The 24,990-nt window shown below is 61.4% G+C and carries 23 protein-coding genes; 16 read left to right on the forward strand and 7 right to left on the reverse strand.

Features of this window, described 5'->3' with window-relative positions; translation table 11 throughout:
- Positions 1-259 precede the first annotated feature (259 nt).
- The 5 genes from SJY33_RS12660 (at position 260) to hisN (ending at position 6,279) form a co-directional block, all read left to right on the forward strand.
- Entirely contained in the window at positions 260-2,539 is a 2,280-nt protein-coding gene (locus SJY33_RS12660; protein ID WP_379923129.1) for a DUF305 domain-containing protein, read from the forward strand.
- A gap of 183 nt (positions 2,540-2,722) precedes the next feature.
- Complete coding sequence (locus tag SJY33_RS12665; RefSeq protein ID WP_379923130.1) at positions 2,723-4,129, forward strand: mechanosensitive ion channel family protein; 1,407 nt, start codon at positions 2,723-2,725, stop codon at positions 4,127-4,129.
- Between the two features lie 100 nt (positions 4,130-4,229).
- Positions 4,230-5,165, forward strand: a complete 936-nt coding sequence (locus SJY33_RS12670) for a ribose-phosphate pyrophosphokinase (RefSeq protein WP_379923131.1) — start codon at positions 4,230-4,232, stop codon at positions 5,163-5,165.
- Positions 5,165-5,512 carry a ribose-phosphate pyrophosphokinase gene (locus SJY33_RS12675; protein ID WP_379923133.1) on the forward strand — a complete coding sequence of 116 codons (348 nt, stop codon included), beginning with the start codon at positions 5,165-5,167 and terminating at the stop codon, positions 5,510-5,512. Before SJY33_RS12670 ends, SJY33_RS12675 begins: the two co-directional genes overlap by 1 nt.
- Positions 5,509-6,279 carry a histidinol-phosphatase gene (gene hisN / locus SJY33_RS12680; RefSeq protein ID WP_379923134.1) on the forward strand — a complete coding sequence of 257 codons (771 nt, stop codon included), beginning with the start codon at positions 5,509-5,511 and terminating at the stop codon, positions 6,277-6,279. The genes SJY33_RS12675 and hisN overlap by 4 nt, the downstream gene beginning before the upstream one ends.
- Positions 6,280-6,501: 222 nt before the next feature.
- Here the strand turns inward: hisN and SJY33_RS12685 are convergent, their stop codons facing one another.
- The 3 genes from SJY33_RS12685 to SJY33_RS12695 form a co-directional block, all read right to left on the reverse strand.
- Positions 6,502-7,002 carry a hypothetical protein gene (locus tag SJY33_RS12685; protein WP_379923135.1) on the reverse strand — a complete coding sequence of 167 codons (501 nt, stop codon included), beginning with the start codon at positions 7,000-7,002 and terminating at the stop codon, positions 6,502-6,504.
- Between the two features lie 604 nt (positions 7,003-7,606).
- Positions 7,607-8,179 carry a chloramphenicol phosphotransferase CPT family protein gene (locus tag SJY33_RS12690; protein ID WP_379923137.1) on the reverse strand — a complete coding sequence of 191 codons (573 nt, stop codon included), beginning with the start codon at positions 8,177-8,179 and terminating at the stop codon, positions 7,607-7,609.
- Positions 8,180-8,267: 88 nt separating this feature from the next.
- Complete coding sequence (locus tag SJY33_RS12695; RefSeq protein WP_379923138.1) at positions 8,268-9,278, reverse strand: acyl-CoA thioester hydrolase/BAAT C-terminal domain-containing protein; 1,011 nt, start codon at positions 9,276-9,278, stop codon at positions 8,268-8,270.
- 552 nt (positions 9,279-9,830) lie between these two features.
- Between SJY33_RS12695 and rpmI the strand changes: the two genes are divergently transcribed.
- The 10 genes from rpmI to SJY33_RS12745 all read left to right on the forward strand — a co-directional run bounded on the left by rpmI (position 9,831) and on the right by SJY33_RS12745 (position 20,267).
- On the forward strand, positions 9,831-10,034 hold the full coding sequence (gene rpmI, locus SJY33_RS12700; protein ID WP_086606759.1) for a 50S ribosomal protein L35: 204 nt from the start codon (positions 9,831-9,833) through the stop codon (positions 10,032-10,034).
- 48 nt (positions 10,035-10,082) lie between these two features.
- On the forward strand, positions 10,083-10,442 hold the full coding sequence (rplT, locus tag SJY33_RS12705) for a 50S ribosomal protein L20 (protein WP_379923139.1): 360 nt from the start codon (positions 10,083-10,085) through the stop codon (positions 10,440-10,442).
- Between the two features lie 122 nt (positions 10,443-10,564).
- Positions 10,565-11,488, forward strand: coding sequence for a helix-turn-helix domain-containing protein (locus tag SJY33_RS12710; RefSeq protein WP_379923140.1), 924 nt, complete (start codon positions 10,565-10,567; stop codon positions 11,486-11,488).
- A 197-nt stretch (positions 11,489-11,685) separates the two neighbouring features.
- Positions 11,686-12,804: a phenylalanine--tRNA ligase subunit alpha gene (gene pheS / locus SJY33_RS12715; RefSeq protein WP_379923141.1), complete on the forward strand. Its 1,119-nt coding sequence runs from the start codon at positions 11,686-11,688 to the stop codon at positions 12,802-12,804.
- Positions 12,801-15,200: a phenylalanine--tRNA ligase subunit beta gene (pheT, locus tag SJY33_RS12720; protein WP_379923142.1), complete on the forward strand. Its 2,400-nt coding sequence runs from the start codon at positions 12,801-12,803 to the stop codon at positions 15,198-15,200. The genes pheS and pheT overlap by 4 nt, the downstream gene beginning before the upstream one ends.
- Positions 15,197-15,946 carry an SDR family NAD(P)-dependent oxidoreductase gene (locus SJY33_RS12725; protein WP_379923144.1) on the forward strand — a complete coding sequence of 250 codons (750 nt, stop codon included), beginning with the start codon at positions 15,197-15,199 and terminating at the stop codon, positions 15,944-15,946. Before pheT ends, SJY33_RS12725 begins: the two co-directional genes overlap by 4 nt.
- The gene (locus SJY33_RS12730; protein WP_379923145.1) at positions 15,946-17,466 is read left to right on the forward strand and encodes a peptide chain release factor 3; all 1,521 of its coding nucleotides are present in this window, start codon (positions 15,946-15,948) and stop codon (positions 17,464-17,466) included. The genes SJY33_RS12725 and SJY33_RS12730 overlap by 1 nt, the downstream gene beginning before the upstream one ends.
- A gap of 38 nt (positions 17,467-17,504) precedes the next feature.
- Positions 17,505-18,374: an alpha/beta fold hydrolase gene (locus tag SJY33_RS12735; protein ID WP_379923592.1), complete on the forward strand. Its 870-nt coding sequence runs from the start codon at positions 17,505-17,507 to the stop codon at positions 18,372-18,374.
- 174 nt (positions 18,375-18,548) lie between these two features.
- Complete coding sequence (locus SJY33_RS12740) at positions 18,549-18,887, forward strand: P-II family nitrogen regulator (protein WP_379923146.1); 339 nt, start codon at positions 18,549-18,551, stop codon at positions 18,885-18,887.
- Positions 18,888-18,899: 12 nt separating this feature from the next.
- Positions 18,900-20,267, forward strand: coding sequence for an ammonium transporter (locus tag SJY33_RS12745; RefSeq protein ID WP_379923147.1), 1,368 nt, complete (start codon positions 18,900-18,902; stop codon positions 20,265-20,267).
- 255 nt (positions 20,268-20,522) lie between these two features.
- Here the strand turns inward: SJY33_RS12745 and SJY33_RS12750 are convergent, their stop codons facing one another.
- From SJY33_RS12750 to SJY33_RS12765, 4 genes are read right to left on the reverse strand one after another with little or no spacing between them, the layout of a single operon-like run.
- Positions 20,523-22,112 (reverse strand): GMC family oxidoreductase, encoded by a 1,590-nt coding sequence (locus SJY33_RS12750; RefSeq protein WP_379923148.1) that lies wholly within the window; start codon positions 22,110-22,112, stop codon positions 20,523-20,525.
- Between the two features lie 23 nt (positions 22,113-22,135).
- On the reverse strand, positions 22,136-23,095 hold the full coding sequence (locus SJY33_RS12755; RefSeq protein ID WP_379923149.1) for a sterol desaturase family protein: 960 nt from the start codon (positions 23,093-23,095) through the stop codon (positions 22,136-22,138).
- Entirely contained in the window at positions 23,088-23,501 is a 414-nt protein-coding gene (locus SJY33_RS12760; RefSeq protein ID WP_379923150.1) for a hypothetical protein, read from the reverse strand. The genes SJY33_RS12755 and SJY33_RS12760 overlap by 8 nt, the downstream gene beginning before the upstream one ends.
- Before the next feature lie 12 nt (positions 23,502-23,513).
- Positions 23,514-23,945 (reverse strand): TIGR01244 family sulfur transferase, encoded by a 432-nt coding sequence (locus tag SJY33_RS12765; protein WP_379923151.1) that lies wholly within the window; start codon positions 23,943-23,945, stop codon positions 23,514-23,516.
- A gap of 260 nt (positions 23,946-24,205) precedes the next feature.
- Here SJY33_RS12765 and SJY33_RS12770 point away from each other — a divergent pair, with 260 nt between their 5' ends.
- Positions 24,206-24,982 (forward strand): cold-shock protein, encoded by a 777-nt coding sequence (locus SJY33_RS12770; protein ID WP_379923152.1) that lies wholly within the window; start codon positions 24,206-24,208, stop codon positions 24,980-24,982.
- Positions 24,983-24,990: the final 8 nt, after the last annotated feature.

The following is a 24,990-nucleotide window of genomic DNA, read 5'->3' on the forward strand; positions in this document are numbered from 1 at the left end:
ACAAGCTACTCCAACAGGGTTGCGGTAGGCTTAATGACATACTTATCCCCGCGCGGTTCGGCGCGACAAGGGCAGAGAGAGTCCCATGCGATGAAAGGTGCGGCGCACGCGACCGGCCTTCAAAAACCTTTCTTGTCATGCACCTGCTCGGACGTGGTCGTGGGTTCATCGAAACAGGCGGTGAACCTTCGTCGTCGGGCTTGACTGAGCCGCTCCAGGCGGCAGGTTGCCGGTCAAGCACGGATCAAAGGGGACTTTCATGACCGCTAATGCCAAACGCAGCGCTGCACGCGCTGCCTTCGCCGCCGTTTTGCTGTCGTCATCGGGCATCGTTTGTGCCCAAAGTGCGCAGATCGTCCAGCCGGGCGCGCCCGGTCAGGCCAGCAAGACGCTGACCGCGCAGCAGGCGACCCAGCTGGCACAGGCCAGCTACACGCAGGCCGACGTTGCGTTCATGCAAAACATGATCCTGCATCACGAGCAGGCGCTCGCCATGGCAAAACTGGCGAAGGATCGCACCAATTCGGCCGATCTGCTCACCATTGCCGGGCGGATCGAATCAAGCCAGGCGGATGAAATTGCGTTCATGAAAGGGTGGTTGGCCGACCGCGGCGAACCGCTGGAAGACCCGAAGATGGCCGGCCACGGCGCGCACATGCACCACATGATGGCCGGCATGGCGAGCCCCGCCCAGATGCAGGCGTTGAAAGACGCCAAGGGCACCGAGTTCGACCGCCAGTTCCTCACCCTGATGATCGCGCATCATGAAGGCGCGGTCGACATGGTGGAAAAGCTGTTCGATGAAGACGGCACTGCCGCTGACCCCGTGCTTTACCAGTTCGTCAGCGATATCGACAGCGAACAGACCACCGAGATCGAGCGGATGGACAAACTGCTGGCGGGGCTGTCCCCCGATCCGCGTGCCAATCTCACCGCCGGGTTCAACACCGCGGGCGAGGCGATCCTTGGGCTTACCAAGGTGGCCAGCCTGCCCAAGCCAGCCGGGTTCTTCAATCCCGAAAACCCCGCAGGCCTGCGCCCGCCCGTGCCGCCGAAGGCTGACAAGGACGTTGCTGAAACCGCTGCATCCGAACCTGCTGCGCCCGAACCTGCTGTGGCCGCAGCAGGCCCTGATGGCGCCCCCGCCCGTGAAGAAGAAGACCTGACCGAATACGCTGAACGTTCACCGCTGCTTGATTTTGCCAACACCGACATGGCGTTCTTCGGCGATGTTCTGGTGACGGGATCGTACCACGGGTTCAACCTGTACAAGCTGGGCGCCGATGGTTTGCCCGGTCTGATGAGCAGCGTCGTGTGCCCCGGTGGGCAGGGCGATGTTTCGGTGGTAGGCGATCTGCTTGTCATGAGCGTCGAACAGACCCGCGGACGGGTGGATTGCGGACTTGAAGGCGCGCCGGGCAAGGTCAACGCCGACCGTTTCCGTGGCCTGCGTATCTTCGATATTTCCGATCTTTCGCGCCCTGTGCAGGTGGGCGCCGTGCAAACCTGCCGGGGCAGCCACACGCACTCTGTCGTCAGCGCCGATGATACGCGGCTGATCGTCTACAACTCGGGCACGGCGGGCATCCGCGAAACCGAAGAGCTGGCTGGTTGCATCGGCGAAATTCCCGGCGACACGCGCACCGCATTGTTCTCGGTCGATGTGATCGAAATTCCGCTGGCTGATCCGTCCACGGCGCGGATCGTCAAAAGCCCGCGGGTCTTTGCCGACACCGAAACAGGCGAAATTGCCGGCCTGTGGCGCGGCGGCGATCATGGCGACAACACGCAGCGCACCGCGCCGACCGATCATTGCCACGACATCACCGTCTACCCTGCGCTGAAGCTGGCGGCAGGCGCATGTTCGGGCAATGGCATCCTGTTTGACATTTCCGATCCGATGAACCCCAAACGCATCGACGCCGTCACCGACACCACCTTTGCCTATTGGCATTCGGCTACCTTCAACAATGATGGCACCAAAGTGATCTTCACCGATGAATGGGGCGGCGGCGGGCGCCCGCGCTGCAAGGCGTCCGATCCCAAGACCTGGGGCGCCAATGCGGTTTACGACATCGTTGATGGCAAGCTTGTCTTCCGTGCGCATTACAAAATGCCCGCCGCGCAGAGCGACAAGGAGAATTGCGTGGCGCACAATGGATCGATCATCCCGGTGCCGGGGCGCGATCTGTTTGCGCAGGCGTGGTATCAGGGGGGGCTCAGCGTGATGGATTTCACCGACAGCGCCAATCCCCGGGAAATCGCCTATTTCGATCGCGGGCCGATTGATGCCAAGCAGATGGTGCTGGGGGGTTACTGGTCGGTCTATTGGTACAAGGGCCATCTTTACGGCACGGAAATCGCCCGCGGGATCGACGTGTTTGCGCTGAAGCCGAGCGACGATCTGACCGAAGCGGAAATCGCCGCCGCACGCGCAGCGACCTATAAGGACGATCGCTTCAATCCGCAGACGCAAACCCGCGTTACCTGGGACAAGGCCGTGATCAATTCAGCCGAGGCCAGTCGTCAGGGGGGGTAGGCGCTCACGCGGGCAATGGCGCGGCGGGGGGGCATTCTCCCGCCGATGCAATCGTGCCGGAGCAGGGCAGGGATGGAACTTGTCACGTGCGCAGGCCTTTTCCTGCCATCCCCCTTGCGTCCTTGGTCTAAGGGCGCACCCCTGATCGCGCACCTGCGCGGCGGCAAAGGATTTTGCACATTCATGCCCCTTCGCTTGATGCTCCTTGGTCTTTTCGCAAGTCTTTGGCTGACAGGCGCCGCCGGGCTTTCTGCGCAGACGCTGACGGACCCGACCGGCAGTGCGGCGGCCGAGGAAGCCGATGCGGGCTCTTCGGGAACGATCGATATTGCGGCGCTGACCGAACAATCGGATCGCGCCACGCAGGCAGGGTTGCAGCGCATTTTCGCGCAGATCGATGGTCTGGCCGGTGTAGAGGTCGCGGTTCAATCGGGGGTGGTTCGCCTGTCGGGATCGGTCGCCAATCAGGCTGACCGCGAACAGGCGCTCGCCATCGCCGAACGGATCGGCGGCGTTGTCACGGTCGAAAACGGGATCGAACGATCGCTTGAAGTGGACAGCAACCTGTCGCCGGCGCTGTCATCGCTTTCCGAAGATTTTCGCGGCTTGATCAAAAGCCTGCCGTTGCTGGGTGTGGCGGTGCTGGCGGCCTTGCTGGTGGCGGCGGTCGGATACCTTGTGGCAGGGCAGCGGCGCTTCTGGGCCTGGGCCACACCGAACGGGTTTCTGGCCGAACTGGTGGCAGGGGCGATCCGCGTCGTGGGAATCATTGCAGGGCTGGTGATCGCCTTGCAGATCCTTGATGCCACTGCCCTGCTGGGCCTGGTGCTGGGCAGCGCCGGGATCATCGGCATCGGGCTGGGTTTTGCCGTGCGCGATACGGTCGACAATTATGTGTCCAGCCTGATGCTCAGCCTACGCCAACCATTCCGCGCCAATGATCATGTCATCATCGACACGCTCGAAGGCCACGTGATCCGGCTGACATCGCGGGCCACGGTGCTGATGACGATGGATGGCAACCACCTGCGCATTCCCAATTCCACCGTCTTCAAAGCCAACATCCTCAACTTCACTCGCAACCCGCAACGGCGGTTCGAATTCGATCTGGGTGTCGATTCGGCGGATGATCCGCTGGCCGCGATGCAGGTGGGTCTTGCCGCGATCCGTTCACTGCCCTTCGTGCTTGATGATCCGCGCAGCCACGCGATCATTCAGGCGGTGGGCGATTCAAGCATCGTTCTGCGCTTCTTTGCGTGGGTCGATCAGGAAGCGACCGATTTCATGAAGGGCCGCAGCCTTGCGATACAGGCGGCCAAATCTGCGCTGGAAAGCGAAGGCTACGAACTGCCAGAGCCGATCTATCGTATCCGCGTGGAGGATTTTGCCCGGCTTCCCAAACCCGGTGAGGCCAAACCCGGTGAGGCCAAATCCGGCGAGGCCAAGCGCGTGGCCGTGGCCAAACCCGCACCCGCGATGCCGGCCGGGGACGAACACGCCCCGCGTGATCGCACCATCGAACAGCTCGTCAGCGAGGAACGCGGCACGGGCGAGAAAGACCTGCTCGACACGCGCCGGCCGATTGAATGAAGCGGGCCGATAGTTGACGAGAACCGGGCGGCACTGCGTTGCAATTCCATGACGCGGCGCTAGGCGGGGGCGTCACGGCTTTAGCGGGGATTCGCGCACCATGAAAATCATGTCCGGCAACTCAAACCTGCCGCTCGCCCGCGCTATTGCGGCCTATCTCGAAATCCCGCTCACCGATGCGAGCGTGCGGCGGTTTTCGGATGAGGAAGTCTTCGTCGAAATTCACGAAAACGTGCGCGGGGAAGACGTGTTCGTCGTCCAGCCGACCAACTTTCCGGCCAACGACAACCTGATGGAACTGCTGATCTGCATCGACGCGCTGCGCCGCGCGTCTGCCAAGCGGATCACTGCGGTTGTGCCCTATTTCGGTTATGCCCGGCAGGACCGCAAACCCGGACCCCGGACGCCGATTTCGGCCAAACTGGTGGCCAACCTCATCACCGAAGCCGGCGCGGACCGGATGCTGGCAGTGGATCTGCACGCCGGCCAGATCCAGGGCTTCTTCGATATCCCGACCGACAATCTGTATGCCGCGCCGGTCATGGCGGCGGATATTCAGGCGCGGTATGGCAATCAGTCGCTGATGGTCGTCAGCCCCGATGTGGGCGGCGTGGTGCGCGCGCGCGCGCTGGCCAAGCGGCTGGACAACGCCCCGCTCGCCATCGTCGACAAGCGCCGCGACCGGCCGGGCGAATCGGAAGTGATGAACATCATCGGCGATGTCCAAGGACGCCACTGCATCCTGATCGACGACATCGTCGATTCGGGCGGTACACTGTGCAACGCGGCCGAGGCGCTGCTGGAAGGCGGGGCCAAGTCGGTCGCAGCCTATATCACCCACGGCGTGCTATCGGGCGGCGCAGTGGCGCGCATCAACGGGTCGAGCCTGAAAGAACTGGTTATCACCGATTCGATCCGGCCCACTGAGGCCGCGGAAGCATCTGATCGCATCCGTATCCTGCCAATCGCCCCGCTGGTGGGCGAAGCGATTCGCCGGATTGCGGATGAAAGCTCGGTTTCCAGCCTGTTCGATTGATGTTTGATCCCGGCGAGGTTCGGGACATTCTCATCAGCGCTGCCCGGCAGCGCAAGACGCTGACCTATTCCGAACTGCTCGGAATCCTCGGCCACGTCTTCACCCGGCCCTTGATGCGCCAATTGTGCAAGGTGCTCGACCACATCGACGAGGACGGGCGCGCTTTGGGCGAACCCGGCCTTGCCGTGCTGGTGGTGCGCCAGTCCGATGGCCTGCCGGGACAGGGCTGGTTTGTCGCCCGCACCCCAATCCACGACGACCTGCCGCTGGAATGGGTGGGGCCGGAGGCGCGCCGCTACACCGAGGCTCGACAGGCGCAAGCCCATGACTATTGGATGGCTGCATGAACGATAATGATCTCGCTCTCGCCCTGCGCCTTGCCGATCTGGCCGGCGCTGCCATCCGCCCCCTGTTCCGCGGCCAGTGGAGCGAGGAAAAGAAGGCCGACCGCAGTTTCGTCACCGAAGCCGACCGGGCCGCCGAAGCCGCGATGCGCCGGCTGATCGAAGCCGAGTTTCCGCGCGACGGGATCATCGGGGAGGAATACGGCACCCGCAACGAAGGCGCAGGCCGCCAATGGGTGCTCGATCCGATCGACGGCACCACCAGCTTTATCGCAGGGCGCCCGATCTTCGGCACGCTGATCGCGCTGCTGCAGGACGGCTGGCCCGTGCTCGGCATCATTGATCAGCCGATTGCGGGGGAACGCTGGGTGGGGCGCATCGGGCAGCCAACGCTGTTTGGCGGCAAGCCCGCCACTTGCCGGCCGCTGAAGGAGCTGTCCGACGCGGTGCTCGCCACCACCAGCCCGCATCTGTTCACCAATGAAGAAGCCGATGCCTTCATGTCGGTGGCCAAGGGCGTGGCCGAAAAAAAGATCATCTATGGCGGCGACTGCTACAATTACGGGCTTGTCGCTTCGGGCCATATCGACGTTGTGATCGAAGCGGGGCTGAAGCTGTATGACTATGCGGCACTGGTGCCCGTGGTTGAGGGCGCAGGCGGCATGATGGCAGACTGGCAGGGCAACCCGCTGGATGCCGGATCAGACGGCACGGTAATCGCGCTGGGCGATCCGGCGCGGCTGGAAGATGTGCTGGAGGCCATGGGGTAGGCCGAAGCGTCTGCTATCGGCTTTGTTCAATCGAAAACTGCCGTTCTGGAAACGACCCCGTTTCGGACTTTCGGACATCCAATTAGAATGCGGCAGCCATACTTATGCATCAAAATGGCGCGATGACCCGGTGCGGCACAGGTCAGAACGCCAATGGCACCGCCGTCGGTCCGCCCGCAGAACGGCCCGTTGGCAGTGCCAAAGCTCACCTGACTGCTAATTTCAGGTTGAGGGGGATTTGCTAAGGTTGAAAGCGAATATCTTACGGTCGCCCGTCGCAGAAGCGATCCGCTGCTTTTCCAGCTGTTCCAATTTTTCAGACAATTTCTGGAATTCGCGAGGGCTATCGGCAATAATGATATTTGCTAGATAGAGTTGATCGTGCGTTATGCCCTGCGGCAGTGGATGAAGCGAACGTATTTTCGAAACGACGCTGCGAGCTTCCAAACTGGTCCAGAACCCGGACTTTTTATACATTCTGACATTGATAGGTTTGCCGTCGGGCCCGCATTCAAACAAAACTTGAGCTACGCCATTTCCATGTTGGCGGGACGAGGTGATGGCGATCCGTTTAAGTTGCCGATCAAGGTCGCGTGATACATCGTTGACGAAATCATCGACGGATCTTCCGGAGGATACAACGATCCCACCCTGTTGCGCGTGTATGACGGTAGCGGAAAAGACGAGCGAGGTTGCAAATGCAACAAACAGTAGCTTTTTCATTAGACCATCCTTTGCTCAATGTGGATGATCGGCCAATGGGGTCCGCAACTTTACGACCTGTTATTTCTCGCGACCCGTTAAATTCGCGGGATACTCTTGGTCGATCGTGAACGCGAATGAGGGAGCTGCGGATTTCCGGATTCGCCGCTGAAGACTACATTCTTTATTGTTTTTCGTCAATGCCAATAAAAACGCCTCCTGCTGTTCCCAAACAGCTGAATGGCAATATCTTTTATTAAATTTTTTAAAAAATGTGACAATTACATTGTAGGATATAATATAATGGAGCTCGCTAATATTAAAGGTTGACTTGGATTTTTGTGGCGCGCTGAAGTGCTAAATCCAATTTTGATGAGGCGTGCATAAAATGCGTTTGTCGCCGCAGACTGCCTCATGGTCCCCATACGGAAAAAGAAAAGGCGAAGCTTTCGATTGTCCTTTTTCCACCCACTTCCGGTCATGAGTCGGCCCCCGGCCTGATCCCGAAAGTGACGTGGCGGCTTTGGCCTGATCCTGAAAAATTCCCGCTGTTCAGGAAGCGACCCCGTTACTGCCGCTAGCTAAGCGCCCCTCAATCAACTGGTTCTAAAAGTCCTGCTGACCATCAAAGGCCGAATGCTTCACAGATCTTTCGCGCAATCGTCTCCGGAGGCGCCTGCGAGGTGTCCACTTCAAGATCGTATGTCCGTCCTTTATGGACCCGCTCGAACTGACCTTGTGCAAGGCCAACCTCTCGGTCACCTCTGGCGAGTTCTCGATTTCGAACAACGTCGAGAGGCGCGAAGAGCCCAATCAGCCTAAAATCGAATTTCACAAGCAATTGCCGATATTCGGTGTCTTCGCTGTCGAAAAACACGTCATCAACGATCATATGATTTCTGCGGTCGGCCATTGCCGCGATGGCATATCGCATGCCTTCCAATGCTCGCCTGACTATATATCCGGACTGAACGTCGATGGTCCTGCTGTCGATACGACGGAAGACCAGTCCATCCTCGTGCTCGATGGCCCGAGGGGGCAACATTGCAAGGAAATCATCCATTTGGACGTGCAAGAACGGCTTTTCAGCGATGTGTTGAACAGCTTTAGCGACTGAGGATTTGCCGACACTGCTTACCCCATTGAGCACAATGACCTGGGTCTGCCGAGGATCGAGCGTCTCTGATAATGGCATCATCAATAAGCTTTCCGATCCGGGTGGTAAACGCAACGCGTGAGGCAAAAGTCGTCGTTCCGTTCCCTACCCCCAAGATTGGGACCACAGCCTAATTTCGGTTATCGCCCAGATTATTCTTGAGAAAAGCAATGATTTTCGGAAACGCATCGTCGAGCGCTTCCGCGTTTGCTTCAACCGATCCGCCCAGAATGTTGAGCTGCTTATAGGCGGCACTGTCCTTGGGCACCGGGGCACCGTAGGCGTAATGCCCGGCATCTTCGTATGCGAGCAATTCTGCATCCTTTCGACCAGCAGCCTGAAGCCGCTTCAGCTGCCGCTCCGCCATCGGGCAAGAATCCCACACGACGTCCCTGCCTCCGCAGATCATCAGCACGGCCGCCTGCGCCTCTTCAACGCGAATGATGGTCTCAGGGTAGTCATCCTGCATAGCGAGGATCTTGCGTTTGGTTTCAGCAAATTCCTTTTCATCGCTAAAGAAAGATCCGTGCTCGCTGATAATGAGGGCAGGCAAATCCTCGCCCTGCCATGTCCAGGCTGTTTCGAACACCGCCCACGGCGTTTCCCAAGAAAAGCCGGGCCAGACGGCGCTTCCCGGCATACCCAGCACAATCGCCTTGATCCCGGGATCGCGTATCGCCACCAGCTGCGTGGCTTCTGAGCCGCGTGACCAGCCCATCATTGCCAGCCGTTCGCCATCGTTTTCAGGACGCGAACGCAGGAACGCCAGTCCTTCCATGAACCGCTCAAGCGGGACACGCTCCAATTTCTGCGCCTGTCCGGGCGCGCGCCAGTACGATTGGTGGAGGACTGAAAACCCTTCCGCGTTGAGCGCCTTGGCCAGTCGGGTCATCTCGGCGCCCAGCGCTCCTTCGCTGCCCCCTATCACGAGAATGGCGGGCGCGGGTTCTGCGTTCTTGGCGGGATAGTAATTGCCCAGCAACTCGCCCTGCTCAATCCGCTCGCCCTGCGGTGCGGGGTCACTCATCAAGGCAGGCACCATCGAATTCCAGGGCTTCCAGATCCAGATGCCGATTCCTGCCAGCACCAATATGGCCAGTAGGCCGAGACAGCCAACCTTGAGAACTTTGCCAAATCGCATGATTTAACCCCGCTTTATCGCAAGATAGCATCAAGGATGGCGAGGCGGAAAGTATTCTGTCGGATGGCGGACCGCACTCGTCGAACCCGATGATACGCGCCTTTCAGCCGTTGTTCGACTAGTTGTCGTGCGGGAGCGAATACCCGAAAGCAGACATATGCCAACCGGCCCAACTCCGGTCCTTGACCCCGTTCGCGATGCGGCCTGTTTGCCGCCATCCCGCGGCGGTTGTTTGCGGGGCTCACTACGCACAAGGCGTGCTTTCCTACCGGGGTCGGCGCTGGCAGTTTGGCAGGATGATATTGCCGCCTTATTTCCATCGCGCGATACTGCGCCCCGCATGGGCCGGCGGGCGGTCGGGTTTTCTGTTCCTGGACAGTGTCTCATGTGTCTCCAACAGCGCGCATTGGCGCCAGCGGCAACGCCCAAATCGCTTGCCTTTCGCGCGTGCCGCGCCTATCCGCGCCGACTTCACCGACACGAATCAATCAGCCAGCCTGGCGACAAGGGCTGCCATGGCGGGTTTCGACGTGTCTCACTCAGGAGATGAAAATGCCCAAGCTGAAGACCAAGAGCGGCGTCAAAAAGCGCTTCAAGCTCACCGCCACTGGCAAGGTCAAGCACGGCGTCGCTGGCAAGCGTCACCGTCTGATCAGCCACAACGCGAAGTATATCCGCCAAAACCGGGGCACTTCGGTCCTGTCGGCCCATGATACGCCGACGATCAAGAAGTGGGCGCCCTACGGCCTCGATTGATGCGGCGGGCCCTGCGCCTGCGCATCCTCCAGATAAGGATATACTGATATGCCACGCATCAAACGCGGTGTTACCACCCGCGCCAAGCACAAGCGGTTACTCGAACAGGCCAAGGGCTATCGCGGTCGCCGCAAGAACACCATCCGCGTCGCGCGGCAGGCGGTCGAAAAGGCCGGCCAGTACGCGTACCGCGACCGCAAGATCAAGAAGCGGACTTTCCGCGGTCTCTGGATCCAGCGAATCAATGCGGCCGTCCGTATGGAAGGCCTGACCTATTCGCAGTTCATGCACGGCATCAAGCTGGCCGGCATCGAACTCGACCGCAAGGCGATGGCCGATCTCGCGATGAACGAAGGCGGTGCCTTCAAGGCTGTGATCGCTCAGGCGAAGGCTGCGCTGCCGGCGTAAGTCGGCGCGGCTTCGGCCCGGCTAACAGATCAGGGGCGGGTTCCTTTGCGGGAGCTCGTCCCTTTTGTGTGCCCGCAACCCGCGCTCTTGTAGAACCGCGTCAATTGCGCCTATGATTGGGTATGGGGGGTATCGCAGACCATCATGCCGCAAGCGGTCCAGCACCGCCGTCAGGCGCACGGCTAACCACCAATTTCCGCGAACCGCCTGCGCAGTTTGCCGGGTGTTTCACAACGTTCTACCACCTCACGCTTGAATTGCCTGACACCGCACCGCGCGTGACGGACTTTCTGCAACCCGAATGGGCCAATATCCGCTTCTTCTGCGGCACACCCCCTGAAGGCGAGATTGCCGGACACCGGCTCAGCGGCGCGCAGTATGTCGCCTCGGGGCCCAGTACGCTTCCCTGCCGTTTCACGCTGGGGCCCGTACACATGTGGGGCGTCGGCTTTCTTCCGCTGGGGTGGGCGCGGTTCTTTCAAGCCGACGCATGTGAATATGCCAATATCCTGTGTGATGGTTCGCAGCATGAAGCCTTCCGCCACTTCGCCGGTCTGACGCAGACCTTGTGCGATCCCGATGCAACACATGACGATCAGTACGATGCTCTTGTTGCCGCGATGACGAAGGCCATGCGCCCCAACCGTGACGAGCCGCGCATTGCGCGTATTCATTCCGCGCTGGTGAGTGCCGAGCACACATCGGTTCACGATCTGGCCGATGCCTGCGCAATGAGCATCCGTACGCTTGAACGGATGTGCATGCGCTATTTCGGGTTTGCGCCGAAAGTGCTCCTGCGCCGCCAGCGGTTCATGCGCAGCCTTGCCACCTTCATGCTTCATCAAGGTCGGCCCTGGACCGAGGCAATGGACGAGCATTATCACGATCAGGCGCAGTTCACGCGCGAATTTCATGCCTTCATGACCATGAATCCTACCGAATTTGCCGCGCTCGATCACCCGATTCTCGCGTCTTTCATGGAAGCGCGGATGCGCGCCCGGGGAAGCGCTGCGCAGACGCTGGATCCGCCTTCGCAGCGGCCCTGACCCGCCCATGCGGTCGGTTGACCATCAGGCTGTCCAGGGGCGAGATTGCGGCGGTGCATGCGCGCTTGGCTGGATGGTCGAAGCCAGCATGCGCCGGGTATGCCAACCCGTGCCTGAACCCACTGGCGCTTTGCAAATCCCGTCATTTGCCGCTAGCGGGCGGCGGCACGTTTTCTCTCAGCAGATCACCCGAGGCCATGACCGACATTACTTCCCAAACAAAGGCTGCGTTGTCCGCAATTGCGGCGGCAGAAAGCCTTGAAGCGCTTGAAACGCTGCGGCTTGAAACGCTGGGCAAAAAAGGCTGGGTCAGCCTGGCGCTGAAGACGCTGGGCGGCATGTCATCCGAAGAACGCACCGCCGCTGCGCCTGCGATCCAATCTTCGCGTGCCAGCATTGCTGATGCGTTGGAGTCCCGTAAGGCAGCCTTGGAAGCGGCCGCGCTCGACGCGCAGCTCGCCCGCGAAACGATCGATCTTACTTTGCCAGCGATGGCTGCACCCAGGGGTTCGGTGCATCCGGTTTCGCAGGTAATGGACGAACTGGCCGAAATTTTCGCTGACCTTGGTTTTTCGGTAGCGACCGGACCAGAGATCGAAGACGACTGGCACAATTTCACCGCGCTTAACATGGATGAAACCCACCCGGCGCGCGCGATGCATGATACTTTCTACTTTCCGGACAAGACAGACGCCTCTGATGGCAAGTCGGGTGAGCGCGAGATCCTGCTACGCACCCACACGTCCCCGGTGCAGATCCGTTCAATGCTGGCGCAGGGCGCCCCGATCCGTCTGATCGCGCCCGGCCGCGTCTATCGTAGCGACAGCGATGCGACGCACACTCCGATGTTCCATCAGGTTGAAGGCCTGGTGGTGGGCAAGGACATCCATCTCGGCCACCTCAAGTGGACGCTGGAGACCTTCTTCAAGGCCTTTTTCGAACGCGAAGACATCAGTCTGCGTCTTCGCCCCAGCTATTTTCCGTTCACCGAACCCAGTGTCGAAGTCGATGTGGGTTATTCCAATCAGGGCGGACGCCGCGTGGTGGGCGGACATGGTGATGCGCCCGGCCATGCGTGGATGGAGCTGGGGGGCAGCGGTATGATCAACACCCGCGTGCTTGAATTTGCCGGTCTTGATCCGGCAGAATATCAGGGCTTTGCCTTTGGCCTCGGGATCGACCGGATCGCAATGCTCAAATACGGGATGAACGATCTGCGCGCCTTCTTTGATGGCGATGGCCGGTGGCTGGCGCATTATGGCTTCTCACCGTTCGACCAACCCACCTTGTCCGCCGGCGTGGGAGCACGCGCATGAAGTTCTCGATGACCTGGCTCAAGGATCACCTTGAGACCACCGCCTCGCTTGCCGAAATCTGCGACGCGCTGAACGCCATCGGGCTTGAGGTTGAGGGCGTCGAAGATCCGGCCGAAAAGCTTGGCGGCTTCCGCGTGGCCCATGTGCTCACCGCAGCCCCCCATCCTGATGCGGACAAGCTGCAGGTGCTTACCGTCGACACGGGCGGCGATGTAAATGGGGGCGAACCGCTGCAGGTCGTGTGCGGCGCGCCCAATGCGCGTGCGGGGATGAAGGGTGTGCTCGGGCTTCCCGGCGCAGTTGTCCCTGCCAACGGCATGGTGCTGAAGAAAAGCGCGATCCGCGGGGTCGAGAGCAACGGCATGATGTGTTCCGTGCGCGAACTGGAACTGGGCGAAGATCATGACGGCATCATCGAACTTCCCGATGATGCGCCCGTAGGAACGAGCTTTGCCGATTACCACGGTTCCAGCCCGATCATCGAAGTCGCTGTGACACCCAATCGTCCGGACTGCATGGGCGTGTACGGCATCGCCCGCGATCTTGCTGCCAAGGGGCTGGGAACGCTGAAGCCTATTGCGATACCCGCCTTTTCCCCGACCGGCGCCTGCCCGGTTGCGATACGCATTGAAGATGCCGAAGGCTGCCCTGCGTTTTACGGACGTGTCATTACCGGCGTTACCAACGGCCCATCGCCCGACTGGCTGCAACAAAGGCTGAAAAGCGCAGGCCAGCGCCCGATCTCATTGCTGGTCGATCTTACCAATTACCTGATGCTTGCTTTCGGGCGTCCGGCGCACGTCTATGATTGTGCCAAGCTGCAAGGCCCGGTCGCGGCGCGGCGGGCCAAGGATGGCGAGCAGGTTCTGGCGCTCAACGAAAAGACCTACACGCTCGATTCCGACATGGTGGTAATCGCCGACGATGCGCGCGTCCACGACATCGCCGGCATCATGGGCGGCGAATATTCGGGTGTCAGCGAAGCGACGACCGATGTCCTGCTTGAAATTGCATATTTCGATCCGGCGCGGATCGGCGCGACGGGCCGCAAGCTTGGCGTGTCGTCAGATGCGCGCACGCGGTTTGAACGCGGGGTCGATCCGGCGTTTCTCGATGAGGGTCTTGATTTGCTCACCGGCCTTATTGTCGAACTGGCTGGCGGCACGCCCAGCGAAGCCATGCGCGCCGGTTCGCCGCCGTCCGATGCAAAGGTCATCACCTTTGATCCGGCCCTGACCGCCCGCCTTGGCGGGGTGGAGGTGCCATCGGACGAACAAAAGCGAATCCTCGAAAGCCTCGATTTTGCTGTTGCGGCCGATTGGCAGGTGTCCTGTCCGCTGCGCCGCCACGACATCGAAGGCCCGGCCGATCTGGTCGAGGAAGTTGTGCGCATCCATGGTCTGGAAAAGGTGGCCAGCGTACCCCTGCCCCGTGCTGAAGGGGTGGCAAGGCCCACCGCGACGCCGCTGCAGAAGCTTGAACGCGGCTTGCGGCGCGCAGCCGCGGCGAGCGGGCTGAACGAAGCGATCACTTGGAGCTTCCTGTCCACTTGGGCTGCCGAACACTTTGCCGGCGACCAGCCCTTGTGGGTGCTCGCCAATCCGATCAGCGAAGACATGAAGGTGATGCGGCCCGCCTTGCTGCCCGGCCTGCTGATGGCGGCTAAACGCAACGCGGATCGCGGGGCCGGCTCATCACGCCTGTTCGAAATCGGTCGGCGGTATTTCCGCGGTGCAAATGGCCTCAGCGATGAAAAGCCGACATTGGGTGCAGTGCTCGCAGGGGAAAAAACGCCACGCGGTTGGCAGGGGGGCAAGGCGCAGGGCTTTGACGCGTTCGATGCCAAGGCGCTGGCGCTGCAACTGCTCGAAGCGGCGGGCGCACCGGTTGCCAATCTGATGGTGATGAGCGACGCAGGGCCGCAGTTCCATCCCGGCCAGTCGGCGACCTTGCGGCTCGGCCCCAAGGTGGTGCTTGCCCGGTTCGGAATGGTCCATCCCTCGACATTGAAGGCCTTTGACGTCGACGGGCCGATAGCGGCGGTTGAACTGTTCCTTGACGCCATCCCGCCAAAAAAGAACGCGGCGTTCGCGCGTGCCGGCTTCACCCCGCCCGCGCTGCAGGCCGTGACCCGCGACTTCGCCTTCCTTGTGCCCGCCACCCTTCCTGCCGGCGATCTTGTGCGCGCAGTTCAGGGTGCGGACAAGGGCAGCATCACCGGTGTGCGTGTGTTCGACGTGTTCGCCGGCACAGGCGTGCCCGAAGGGCTCAAGTCGGTCGCGGTCGAAGTCACACTTCAACCCGGCGAGGCAAGCTTCAAGGATGCCGACATCAAGGCGATTGCCGAAAAGGTCGTTGCCGCTGCCACGAAACTCGGCGGGGAGCTACGCGGATGACAAAGACTGCATTCGTCACCGGCGCGACCGCTGGGATCGGCCTTGCCACAGTGCGCCGCCTTGTCGCGGACGGCTGGCGCTGCGTCGCCACCGGGCGGCGGCAGGAGCGGCTTGACGCGCTGGTCGCCGAACTGGGCGCGGACAAGGTTCACCCCGCCTGTTTCGACGTGCGTGACACTGAAGCGCTTGACGCGGCCTTGGCAAACCTGCCCGAAGGCTTTCGCGACATCGATCTGCTGGTGAACAATGCCGGTCTGGCGCAAGGCCTGTCGCCGGCACAGAGCGCCGATCTGGGTGACTGGCAGACCATGATCGACACCAATATCACCGCAATGGTGGTGCTGACCCGCAAGCTGCTGCCCGGCTTGATCGAACGCCGCGGCGCGATCATCGCGATCGGATCGGTGGCGGGCAGTTACGTCTATCCGGGCGGCAATGTCTATGCCGGGTCCAAGGCCTTCGCCAACCACTTCACGCTCGCCCTGCGCGCCGATCTCCACGGAACCGGCGTGCGCGTCACCAGCATCGAGCCTGGCATGGTCGAAACCGAATTTACCGTGGTACGCACCGGCAGCCAGGAGGCGTCCGACAGCCTCTATCGCGGGGTCAATCCGATGACGGGCGAGGACATCGCCGACACCATCGGCTGGATCGCCAGCCTGCCGCCGCATCTCAACATCAACCGGATCGAACTGATGCCGGTCAACCAGGACTTCGCGGGCTTCCGCGTCGCGCGCGACACATAATGACCTCCAATCGCCGCACTTTCGCGATCATCTCGCACCCTGACGCGGGTAAGACGACGCTCACCGAAAAGCTGCTGTTGCAGGGCGGCGCGATCCATCTTGCGGGCGAGGTCAAGGCACGCGGGCAGGCGCGGCGCGCGCGGTCGGACTGGATGAAGATCGAACAGCAGCGCGGGATCTCGGTCACGTCGAGCGTGATGACCTTCCAGAAGGACGGGATCGTCTTCAACCTGCTCGACACGCCGGGGCACGAGGATTTCAGCGAGGATACCTATCGCACGCTGACGGCGGTCGACAGCGCGGTGATGGTGATCGATGCGGCGAAGGGGATCGAGCCGCAGACCCGCAAGCTGTTCGAGGTGTGCCGCTTGCGCAGCGTCCCGATCGTCACGTTCGTCAACAAGGTCGACCGCGAAGGCCGCGATCCCTTCGAGACGCTCGACGAGGTCGCCGACATGCTGGCGCTCGACGTCAGCCCGCAGATGTGGCCGATCGGCATGGGCGGCGAGTTCGAGGGCATCCTCGATTTCGCTACCGACACCGTGGCCCGCCCCGAGGGCCCGAGCCGCGAATATCTCGGCGCGCGCGACACCGCCGCCATCCCCCAGCGCTTCGCCGACGAGATCGAGCTGGCGCGCGGTGGTTACCCGGAATTCGACCTCGAAGCCTTCCGCAATGGCGATCTGACGCCGGTCTATTTCGGGTCGGCACTCAAGAATTTCGGCGTCACCGAGTTGATCGATGCCATCGCGCGCTACGCTCCGCCGCCGCGCCCGCAACCGGCGGGCGAGGAGCAGATCGAGCCGAGCCGCGACGAAGTCACCGGCTTCATCTTCAAGGTGCAGGCCAACATGGACCCTAACCACCGCGACCGCATTGCGTTCATGCGGCAGGTGTCGGGCACCTTCAAACGCGGCATGAAGCTGACCCCGTCAGGGCTGGGCAAGCCGATCGCCGTCCACTCGCCAATCCTGTTTTTCGCGCAGGACCGCGAGCTGGCCGATACGGCCGAGGCGGGCGACATCATCGGCATTCCCAACCACGGGACGCTGCGGGTGGGGGACACGCTGAGCGAGCGCAATCAGGTGCGCTTCACCGGCCTGCCCAACTTCGCCCCGGAAATCCTGCGCCGCGTTCAGTTGCGCGATCCGACCAAGACCAAGCAGTTGCGCAAGGCATTGGACGATCTCAGCGAAGAAGGCGTGATCCAGGTGTTCTACCCGGACATCGGCTCGGCACACATCGTCGGCGTGGTCGGGCAGTTGCAGCTCGAAGTGCTGATCAGCCGGCTCGAAGCGGAATACAAGGTCGAGGCCGTGCTTGAACCCTCACCCTTTGCCACTGCGCGCTGGATCAAGGGCGATGAAAAGACGCTCGAGGAATTCGCCGGGTTCAACCGCGCCAACCTCGCCCGCGATCGCGATGGCGATTACGTCTTCATGGCCAAGAGCCCGTGGGATGTGAGCTACCAAGTCGAGAAGAACCCGCAGCTCATCTTCTCCGCAACCAAGGAACGGTAGTCTTGCAGCGAGAACTGGTTCGCGGCATGGCAGGCGTCATGCACGACACCGGCCCGACCTCGCAGACCTTCATCTCGCAGCGCCTTAGGCTCAACTACCTTGATTGGGGCGGCCGCGGTAAGCCGCCGCTGGTGCTGGTGCATGGGGGGCGCGATCATGCGCGTTCGTGGGACTGGACGGCCGAAGCCTTGCGGGAAGATTACCACGTCATCGCCATGGATCACCGCGGGCATGGTGATAGCGACTGGGTGTCGGACGGGGTCTATTCGGCGGGCGACATGGTCTATGATCTGGCGCAGTTGATCCACCAGCTCGGCGTTGGCCCGGTGCGGATGGTGGCGCATTCGATGGGCGGCAATGTCGCGCTACGCTATGCGGGCGCCTTTCCCGATAGGGTGACGAAGCTGGTGGCAATCGAGGGGCTGGGGCCATCGCCCAAGACCCGTAGCCAGCAGCGCAGCAAACCCTATCCCGAGCGCCTTGCCGAATGGATCGAAAAAAAGCGCAAGGCGGCCGGGCGTTCACCGCGCAAATATGACAGCATCGAAGCCGCCTTCGCCCGGATGATCGAGGAAAACGCTTATCTTACCCAAGAACAGGCCCGTCATCTGACGGTTCACGGGGTCAACCGCAACGAAGACGGCACCTATAGCTGGAAATTCGATCCGCATCTCAATGTGTGGCCGGTCGAGGATATCGCCGACGAATTCATCGAGCAGTTATGGAGCGCGATCTCCTGCCCGACACTGCTTTTGTACGGCGCAGACTCCTGGGCATCCAACCCCGAAAAGGACGGGCGGATCGCGCACTTCAAAACGGCAAAGGTGATCGAGTTCGAAAAGGCGGGCCATTGGCTTCACCACGATCAGTTTGACCGTTTCATCGCGACATTGCGCGAATTCCTGTAAAACCGACGTTAAAATGCCTAAATTGTAACCACGCGATTAACTTTTAGGCACGAAGGGTAACGTGCGCACCCGATAGTGGGCTGCGCCCGCTGCGTCTGCCGCGTTACACAAATATGGCACACTTGTTGCTGTGTCCCTGATGACCGGAATGATCCGGCGTAACAGGGGCCACAGATGAAGTTCATCATCGCCATCATCAAACCATTCAAGCTCGACACCGTGCGTGATGCGTTGAGCGGCATCGGGATTGCCGGGATGACCGTTACCGAGGTCAAGGGCTTCGGTCGCCAGAAGGGTCAGACCGAAATCTACCGCGGTGCCGAATACACCACCAACATGCTTCCCAAAGTGAAGCTCGAGATCGCTGCCAGCGACGATATCGCCGCGCAGGTGGTCGAAACCATCCAGCAGACCGCCAACACGGGCGCCATTGGCGACGGCAAGATCTTCGTCCTCGATCTTGCGTCCGCCACCCGCATCCGCACCGGCGAGTCCGGCGAAACCGCGCTGTAAGGGGGTCAATCAATGAACCGTATTATCTTCAAAGCTGCAGCGCTGATGACCGGGGCGGCCCTGATTGCCGCGCCCGCCTTTGCCGCTCCGGTGGCCGATGTTGCTGAAGCCGTTGCGACAGCAGCCGAAGCTGCACCGGCCGTTCCCAATCCCGGCAATAATGCCTGGATGATGACATCGACCATTCTGGTGCTGCTGATGATCCTTCCAGGTCTTGCCCTGTTCTATGGGGGCCTGACCCGGTCGAAGAACATGCTCTCGACCATGACGCAGATCGGCGCGACCGCCTGTCTTGCCATGCTGATCTGGGTGATGTGGGGTTACAGCCTCGCCTTCGGCGACACCACTTACGAAGGCACTTTGGGCCTGTTCGTCAGCGGAGGCAGCTATTTCCTTTCTGGCACCGATGCGAGCAGCACCGCGGCAACCTTCACCGATGAAGTCATCAGCAAATATGTCTTCATCAGCTTCCAGATGACCTTTGCCGCGATTACGGCAGCGCTGATCCTTGGCGCCACGGCAGAGCGGATGAAGTTCAGCGCGGTCATGGCTTTCGTACCGATCTGGCTGACAATCGTCTATTTCCCGATTGCACATATGGTGTGGGCTGGTGGCGGGCTGCTGTTTGAAGACGGCGCTCTCGACTTTGCCGGTGGCACCGTTGTGCACATCAATGCCGGTGTGTCGGGACTGGTGCTCGCCTATATGCTGGGCAAGCGTCGCGGCTATCCCTCGGAGCCTATGCCGCCGCATAGCCTTGTCATGACGATGATCGGCACGGGCCTGCTGTGGGTGGGCTGGTTCGGGTTCAACGCAGGCTCCGCGCTGGAAGCCGATGGTTCGGCAGGCCTTGCAATGATCAATACCTTCGTTGCTACGGCAGCCGGAGCGCTAACCTGGATGGTGATTGAACGCGCAGCAGGTCACAAGGGTTCGGCATTGGGTTTCTGCTCAGGTGTGATTGCCGGTTTGGTTGCTGTCACGCCAGCAGCGGGTAATTCCGGTCCCTTCGGTGCGATCCTGCTCGGCGTTATCGCCTCGGCGGTCTGCTATGTCTTCGTTGCCAAGGTGAAGGCAAAGCTGGGCTATGACGATTCGCTTGACGCTTTCGGCATCCACGGCGTGGGCGGTATCGTCGGCGCAATCGGAACGGCGGTCGTGTACCAGCCTTTCCTTGGCGGCCCCGGCGACGGTTCCACCGCGCTCGGCACGCAGCTCGGCGTGCAGGTCTTCAGCGTTCTCGTGACGATTGGCTGGGCCGCGTTGGGCACGCTGATTGCCGGCTTCCTCGTCAAGCTGACCATTGGTCTGCGGGTCGATGAGGAAAGCGAAGTCAACGGCCTCGACATCTCCGAACACGGGGAGCGCGCCTACAACTGAGAAGGGAGCATCGCGCCAGAAATGGGCACCGGTTTTTGGCCCTTCGCGATGCGACCCAACTGAGAAACACCAAGCTTGGCGGGGGGGGACATCTCTCTCCCTCTCCTCTCCCCCCGCCTCACCACGTTCCTCCTGCGAACGAACAAACTGGACAAGGCCGGAGCGGCGTGAAGCCCTCCGGCCTTTTTTTGTTGAGACTGCGCTGTCGAACCTGCGGCCCCTTGGGCGGGGTGCGCATTCTTCAGGATGTTGGTTTCAGGCTTTTTCCGCTGCCATTACGAAATCTGCGCATCTTTCGCCGATCATGATGCTGGGCGCATTTGTGTTGCCACTGACAAGTTTCGGCATCACGCTTGCATCGGCCACCCACAGCCCATCAAGCCCGTTAAGCTTCAGCGTCGGATCGACCACCGCGTCTGCATCCGCGCCCATCCGGCACGTGCCAACCGGGTGATAGACCGTGTCTGCCCGGGCGCGGATCATCGCATCCAAAGCGGCGTCATCATCAAGATCGACGGGGTGGCGATCGGTCGGCCCAAACGCCTGCATCGGCGGCGTATCGGCAATGCGGTGCGACAGGCGCACCCCGCCGCGCAGGACCGCCATGTCCCGCTCGTCATCTAGGAAATTGGGATCAATGACCGGCGCGGCTGCCGCATCCGGGGAACGCAGCCGCACGGTGCCGCGGCTTTCGGGGCGCAAGACGCAGGCATGGAGCGAAAAGCCATGCGCTTTCACCTTTTCGCGGCCATGATCTTCGAGCACGGCCGGGACAAAGTGCCATTGCACGTCCGGCGCCGGGCTGTCCGGCATTACGGTCCAGAAACCGCCTGCCTCGGCATAAGGTGTGGTCATGACCCCGGTTCGCGTGCGCCGATGTTCTACCATCGCGGCAGCCATCCTGATCGTACCCTTGAAAGAACTACCAATCGGAACGTCACTTTTCGTCTCCCAGCCGGAGACATAATCAATATGGTCCTGCAAATTCCCACCGACGGCGGGACGATCGACAACCACTTCGATCCCATGGGCCTTGAGGTGCTCTGCCGGGCCGATGCCGGAGAGCATCAGGATCTGCGGCGAATTGAACGCACCGGCTGAAAGTACCACGCCGCGCCGCGCAAGCAGGGTCTCGCTCGCGTTGCCGCGCCGCACCTGAACCCCGGTCACGCGCCCATTTTCGATCACCAGCTTTTCCACCAACGTATCGGTGCGCACCGAAAAGTTGCCGGCGTCGCGGATCGGTTCGACATAGGCCCGCGCCGCGGACCAGCGTTCGCCCTTGTGCTGTGTCACCTGATACAGCCCGAACCCCTCCTGCTGGCCCCCGTTAAAATCGGAATTGGTGCGCAGCTGCAAGGACGCAGCGGCTTCGACGAAGGCGTGAGATGTCGGATTGGCGTATTTCTGGTCTTCGACGAACAACGGGCCCCCCGCGCCGTGAAACGCATCGCCGCCGCGTTCGTTGGCTTCGGCGCGTTTGAAGTAGGGGAGCACGTCGTCATAGCTCCAGCCGTCGCAGCCCATCGCGGCCCAGTTGTCGTAATCCCAACGGTTCCCGCGAATATAGACCATCGCATTGATTGCTGACGATCCGCCCAGACCACGCCCCCGAGGTTGGTAGCCCGTGCGGCCATTCAGGCCTTTTTGCGGAACGGTTTCGTACCGATAATTGGCATTTTTCAGCAGGAAAGGCATGAAGCCCGGCGTTTTTACAAGGACGTTGTCATTGCGCCCTCCCGCTTCAAGCAGACACACCCGGCGCGTTCCATCAACAGCAAGCCGGCCGGCAACCGCGCTACCCGCGCTGCCACCGCCAATGACGATGTAGTCGAAACTTTCCATGATCTCTCCCTTTTGCAGGGAGACTAGGCAGCTTCTTGGTTGCCTGCAATCCGGTTTCGATCCGCCACTGAAGTTGCGTCAGTTGCAACGACATCGGTGCGGGCCTGCCATTTCGCCCGGATCATGTCGCTGGTTTCGCGGCTACCATCATGGCTCCAGCCCGGTTCGCGCAGCAGATAGGACAGCTTGTGCTTCCAAGGCGCGCGCCAGATGTCGGACAGCATGCCCACCCATTCATGGAACACCGACCACAGCAAATTGAAGCTGCCCAGTTGCTTGACGATCCCGTAGCGGATGGGCTCATGATCCAGTTCGGCCTGAAAGGTGCCGAACATTCGGTCCCACACGATGAAGACCCCTGCGTAATTCGTGTCGAGATAGCGCGGGTTGGTGGCATGGTGCACCCGGTGGTGCGAAGGGGTGTTCATCACCGCTTCGAACCAGCGCGGCATGCGCCTGATCGCCTCGGTATGAATCCAGAACTGGTAGATGAGGTTGAACCCGCCGCAGATCGCAATCATCGCGGGGTGGAAACCAAGCAGCACCAGCGGCAACGCTAACAGGAAGCCAAAGGTAAACATGCCGGTCCACGTCTGCCGCAGCGCAGTGGAGAGGTTGTAATGCTGGCTCGAATGATGGTTCACATGGCTCGCCCACATCCAGCGGATGCGGTGCCCGGCGCGGTGGACCCAATAATATTTAAGATCGTCGAGCACGAAGCACACCGGCCAGGCCCACCACACCGCCCACCACTCGGGACCGAAATCGAATACCCGATACTCGTAGGCCCCGATGAACAGCGCCAGCGCGAATCCGCCCAGCAAGGCGCCCGCCACCGTCGAGCCCAGCCCGAAGGCAAGGCTGACAAGCGTATCGCGGGGCTCGTAGGCTTCCGGCGCGCGCAGCTTCGCCCAGATCATCTCGGCCAGCACAGCCACCACGAACAGCGGCACCGCATATTGGGTGGGGTTGAAATCAGGCATCGCGCCTCTCGTTTACCCGATTGATCGCGTCGGCCCAAGTCTCGGGCGCGGGGATATCGAGAAAGACGGTGCCGAAGCGCCGCTCGCCGCTGTCGACCTTGAGCGCGCTGTGGCCGGGATCCTGCCAGACACCGGCCTTCGCTTGCGGGCCGAGCACACGCCCGGCAAAGCGGTTGCCGTGGCGCTTGATCACCATGATCCGCCCCTGCGCATCGCGGACGATTGCGGCCTTGCCGTCGAAACCGGCGGCGACGGGATCGAACCCGTCCTCAACCTCGCCGGCGGCACGGCGCACTGCGGCCTCGCTGTCGAGTTTGGGTTCTCCGCCAAGCTTCATCCACCACGCGAGCCCCGCCAGCGCGAGGATCGCGACCAGCGAGCCAGCAGTCTGCAGCAGCAGATCCATGAGAGGGGCGCCTCAGCGCGCAGCGAGCATGTCGATCATCGCGCGAATCGGAGTGATGTCATAGCCCGCCTGCGCCGCGGCGCGGGCGATGGTGTCGGGATTTTCGCCCTGCTTGGCCGCAGCCAGCGCCCAAAGCAAAGTCGAACGTGTGCCCGAACGGCAATAGGCGAGAATCGGGCCTTCAGCCTGTTCGAGCGCGTCGATCATCGCGTTGACCTGTGGTTCGCTAAAGCCGGCATGACCCACCGGGATCGCCACGTAATTCATACCGGCAGCGGCGGCAGCTTCGGCAATTCTGTCCCCCTGAGGCGCAGACGGGTCTTCACCATCAGGGCGATTGTTGATCACAAGAGCCACCCCCATATCAGCTGCGGCTGTGATGTCGCTAAGTGCAAGCTGCGGGCTGACCATCACATTTGCGGTCAGCGGGCGAAAATCGGTCATGATGCATCCTGCCTGTTCGGGTGACTTCCGCGCTTCTCATGCCCAAACCAGCCGGCGCCGACAAGCGTCGGCACACAGGCTAGCAACGCCCTATAAGGCCTTGCGGTAAAATCATTCGCAAAGCGGGCTTTTGTGCGCTATGGCTTGGACAACGTGCGTTCCGGGCCAAAAATCTCGGTGCGTCTGTGTCCGATGCGGCTCACTGTCCACGTCATCGGCACAATTCAGGCCGGGCAGTGTGGCAAGGTACGTACTGATCTATGGGTTACGATAGGGGACGCCGGCGCGGACGCGACAAGCGTGACGGCTTTGGCGAAGAAGGCTTCGATCCGTTTGGTGGCGGGAATGACGGATTCTCGCCCCCGCGTGAATTCGGCGGCGGCGGCGGTGACCGGTTCGGCGGCGGCGGTGATCGCTTCGGCGGCGGCGGCGGTGGTGACCGTTACGGCGGCGGTGGCGGTGCCCCTCGCGGTGGTGGCGGCGGCTTCGGCGGCGGTCAGCGCGGCCCAGGCGGCGGCGGCGGATTTGGCGGTGCGCCGCGGATGCCCGCGCAGATCGTCGGCACCGGCAAGGGCACGGTGAAGTTCTTCAACACCCAAAAGGGCTTTGGCTTCATCCAGCAGGATGGCGGCGGAGAAGATGTGTTTGTGCACATCAGTGCGGTCGAACGGGCCGGCCTTGAAGGTCTCGCCGAAGGGCAGGAGCTTCAGTACAACCTCGTGGATCGCGGCGGCAAGGTGTCGGCGCAGGATCTTCAGGTCGTTGGCGATGTCATCGCTGTGGCCGCGAAGGCTGCGGCTCCGTCACGCGAATTGACCGGGGAACGCGCCAAGGGCACGGTCAAGTTCTTCAACGCGATGAAGGGCTTCGGCTTCCTCGTCCGCGATGATGGCCAGCCTGATGCCTTTGTCCACATCAGCGCGGTCGAACGTTCGGGGCTTTCCGCTTTGAACGAAGGTGAGCGTTACGAATTCGATCTCGAAATCGATCGACGCGGAAAACATTCCGCCGTCAATCTGGCACCGATCGAAGGCTGACCTCGGCC

This window comes from Erythrobacter sp. R86502 (genome assembly GCF_042466465.1).
GTDB lineage: Bacteria > Pseudomonadota > Alphaproteobacteria > Sphingomonadales > Sphingomonadaceae > Erythrobacter.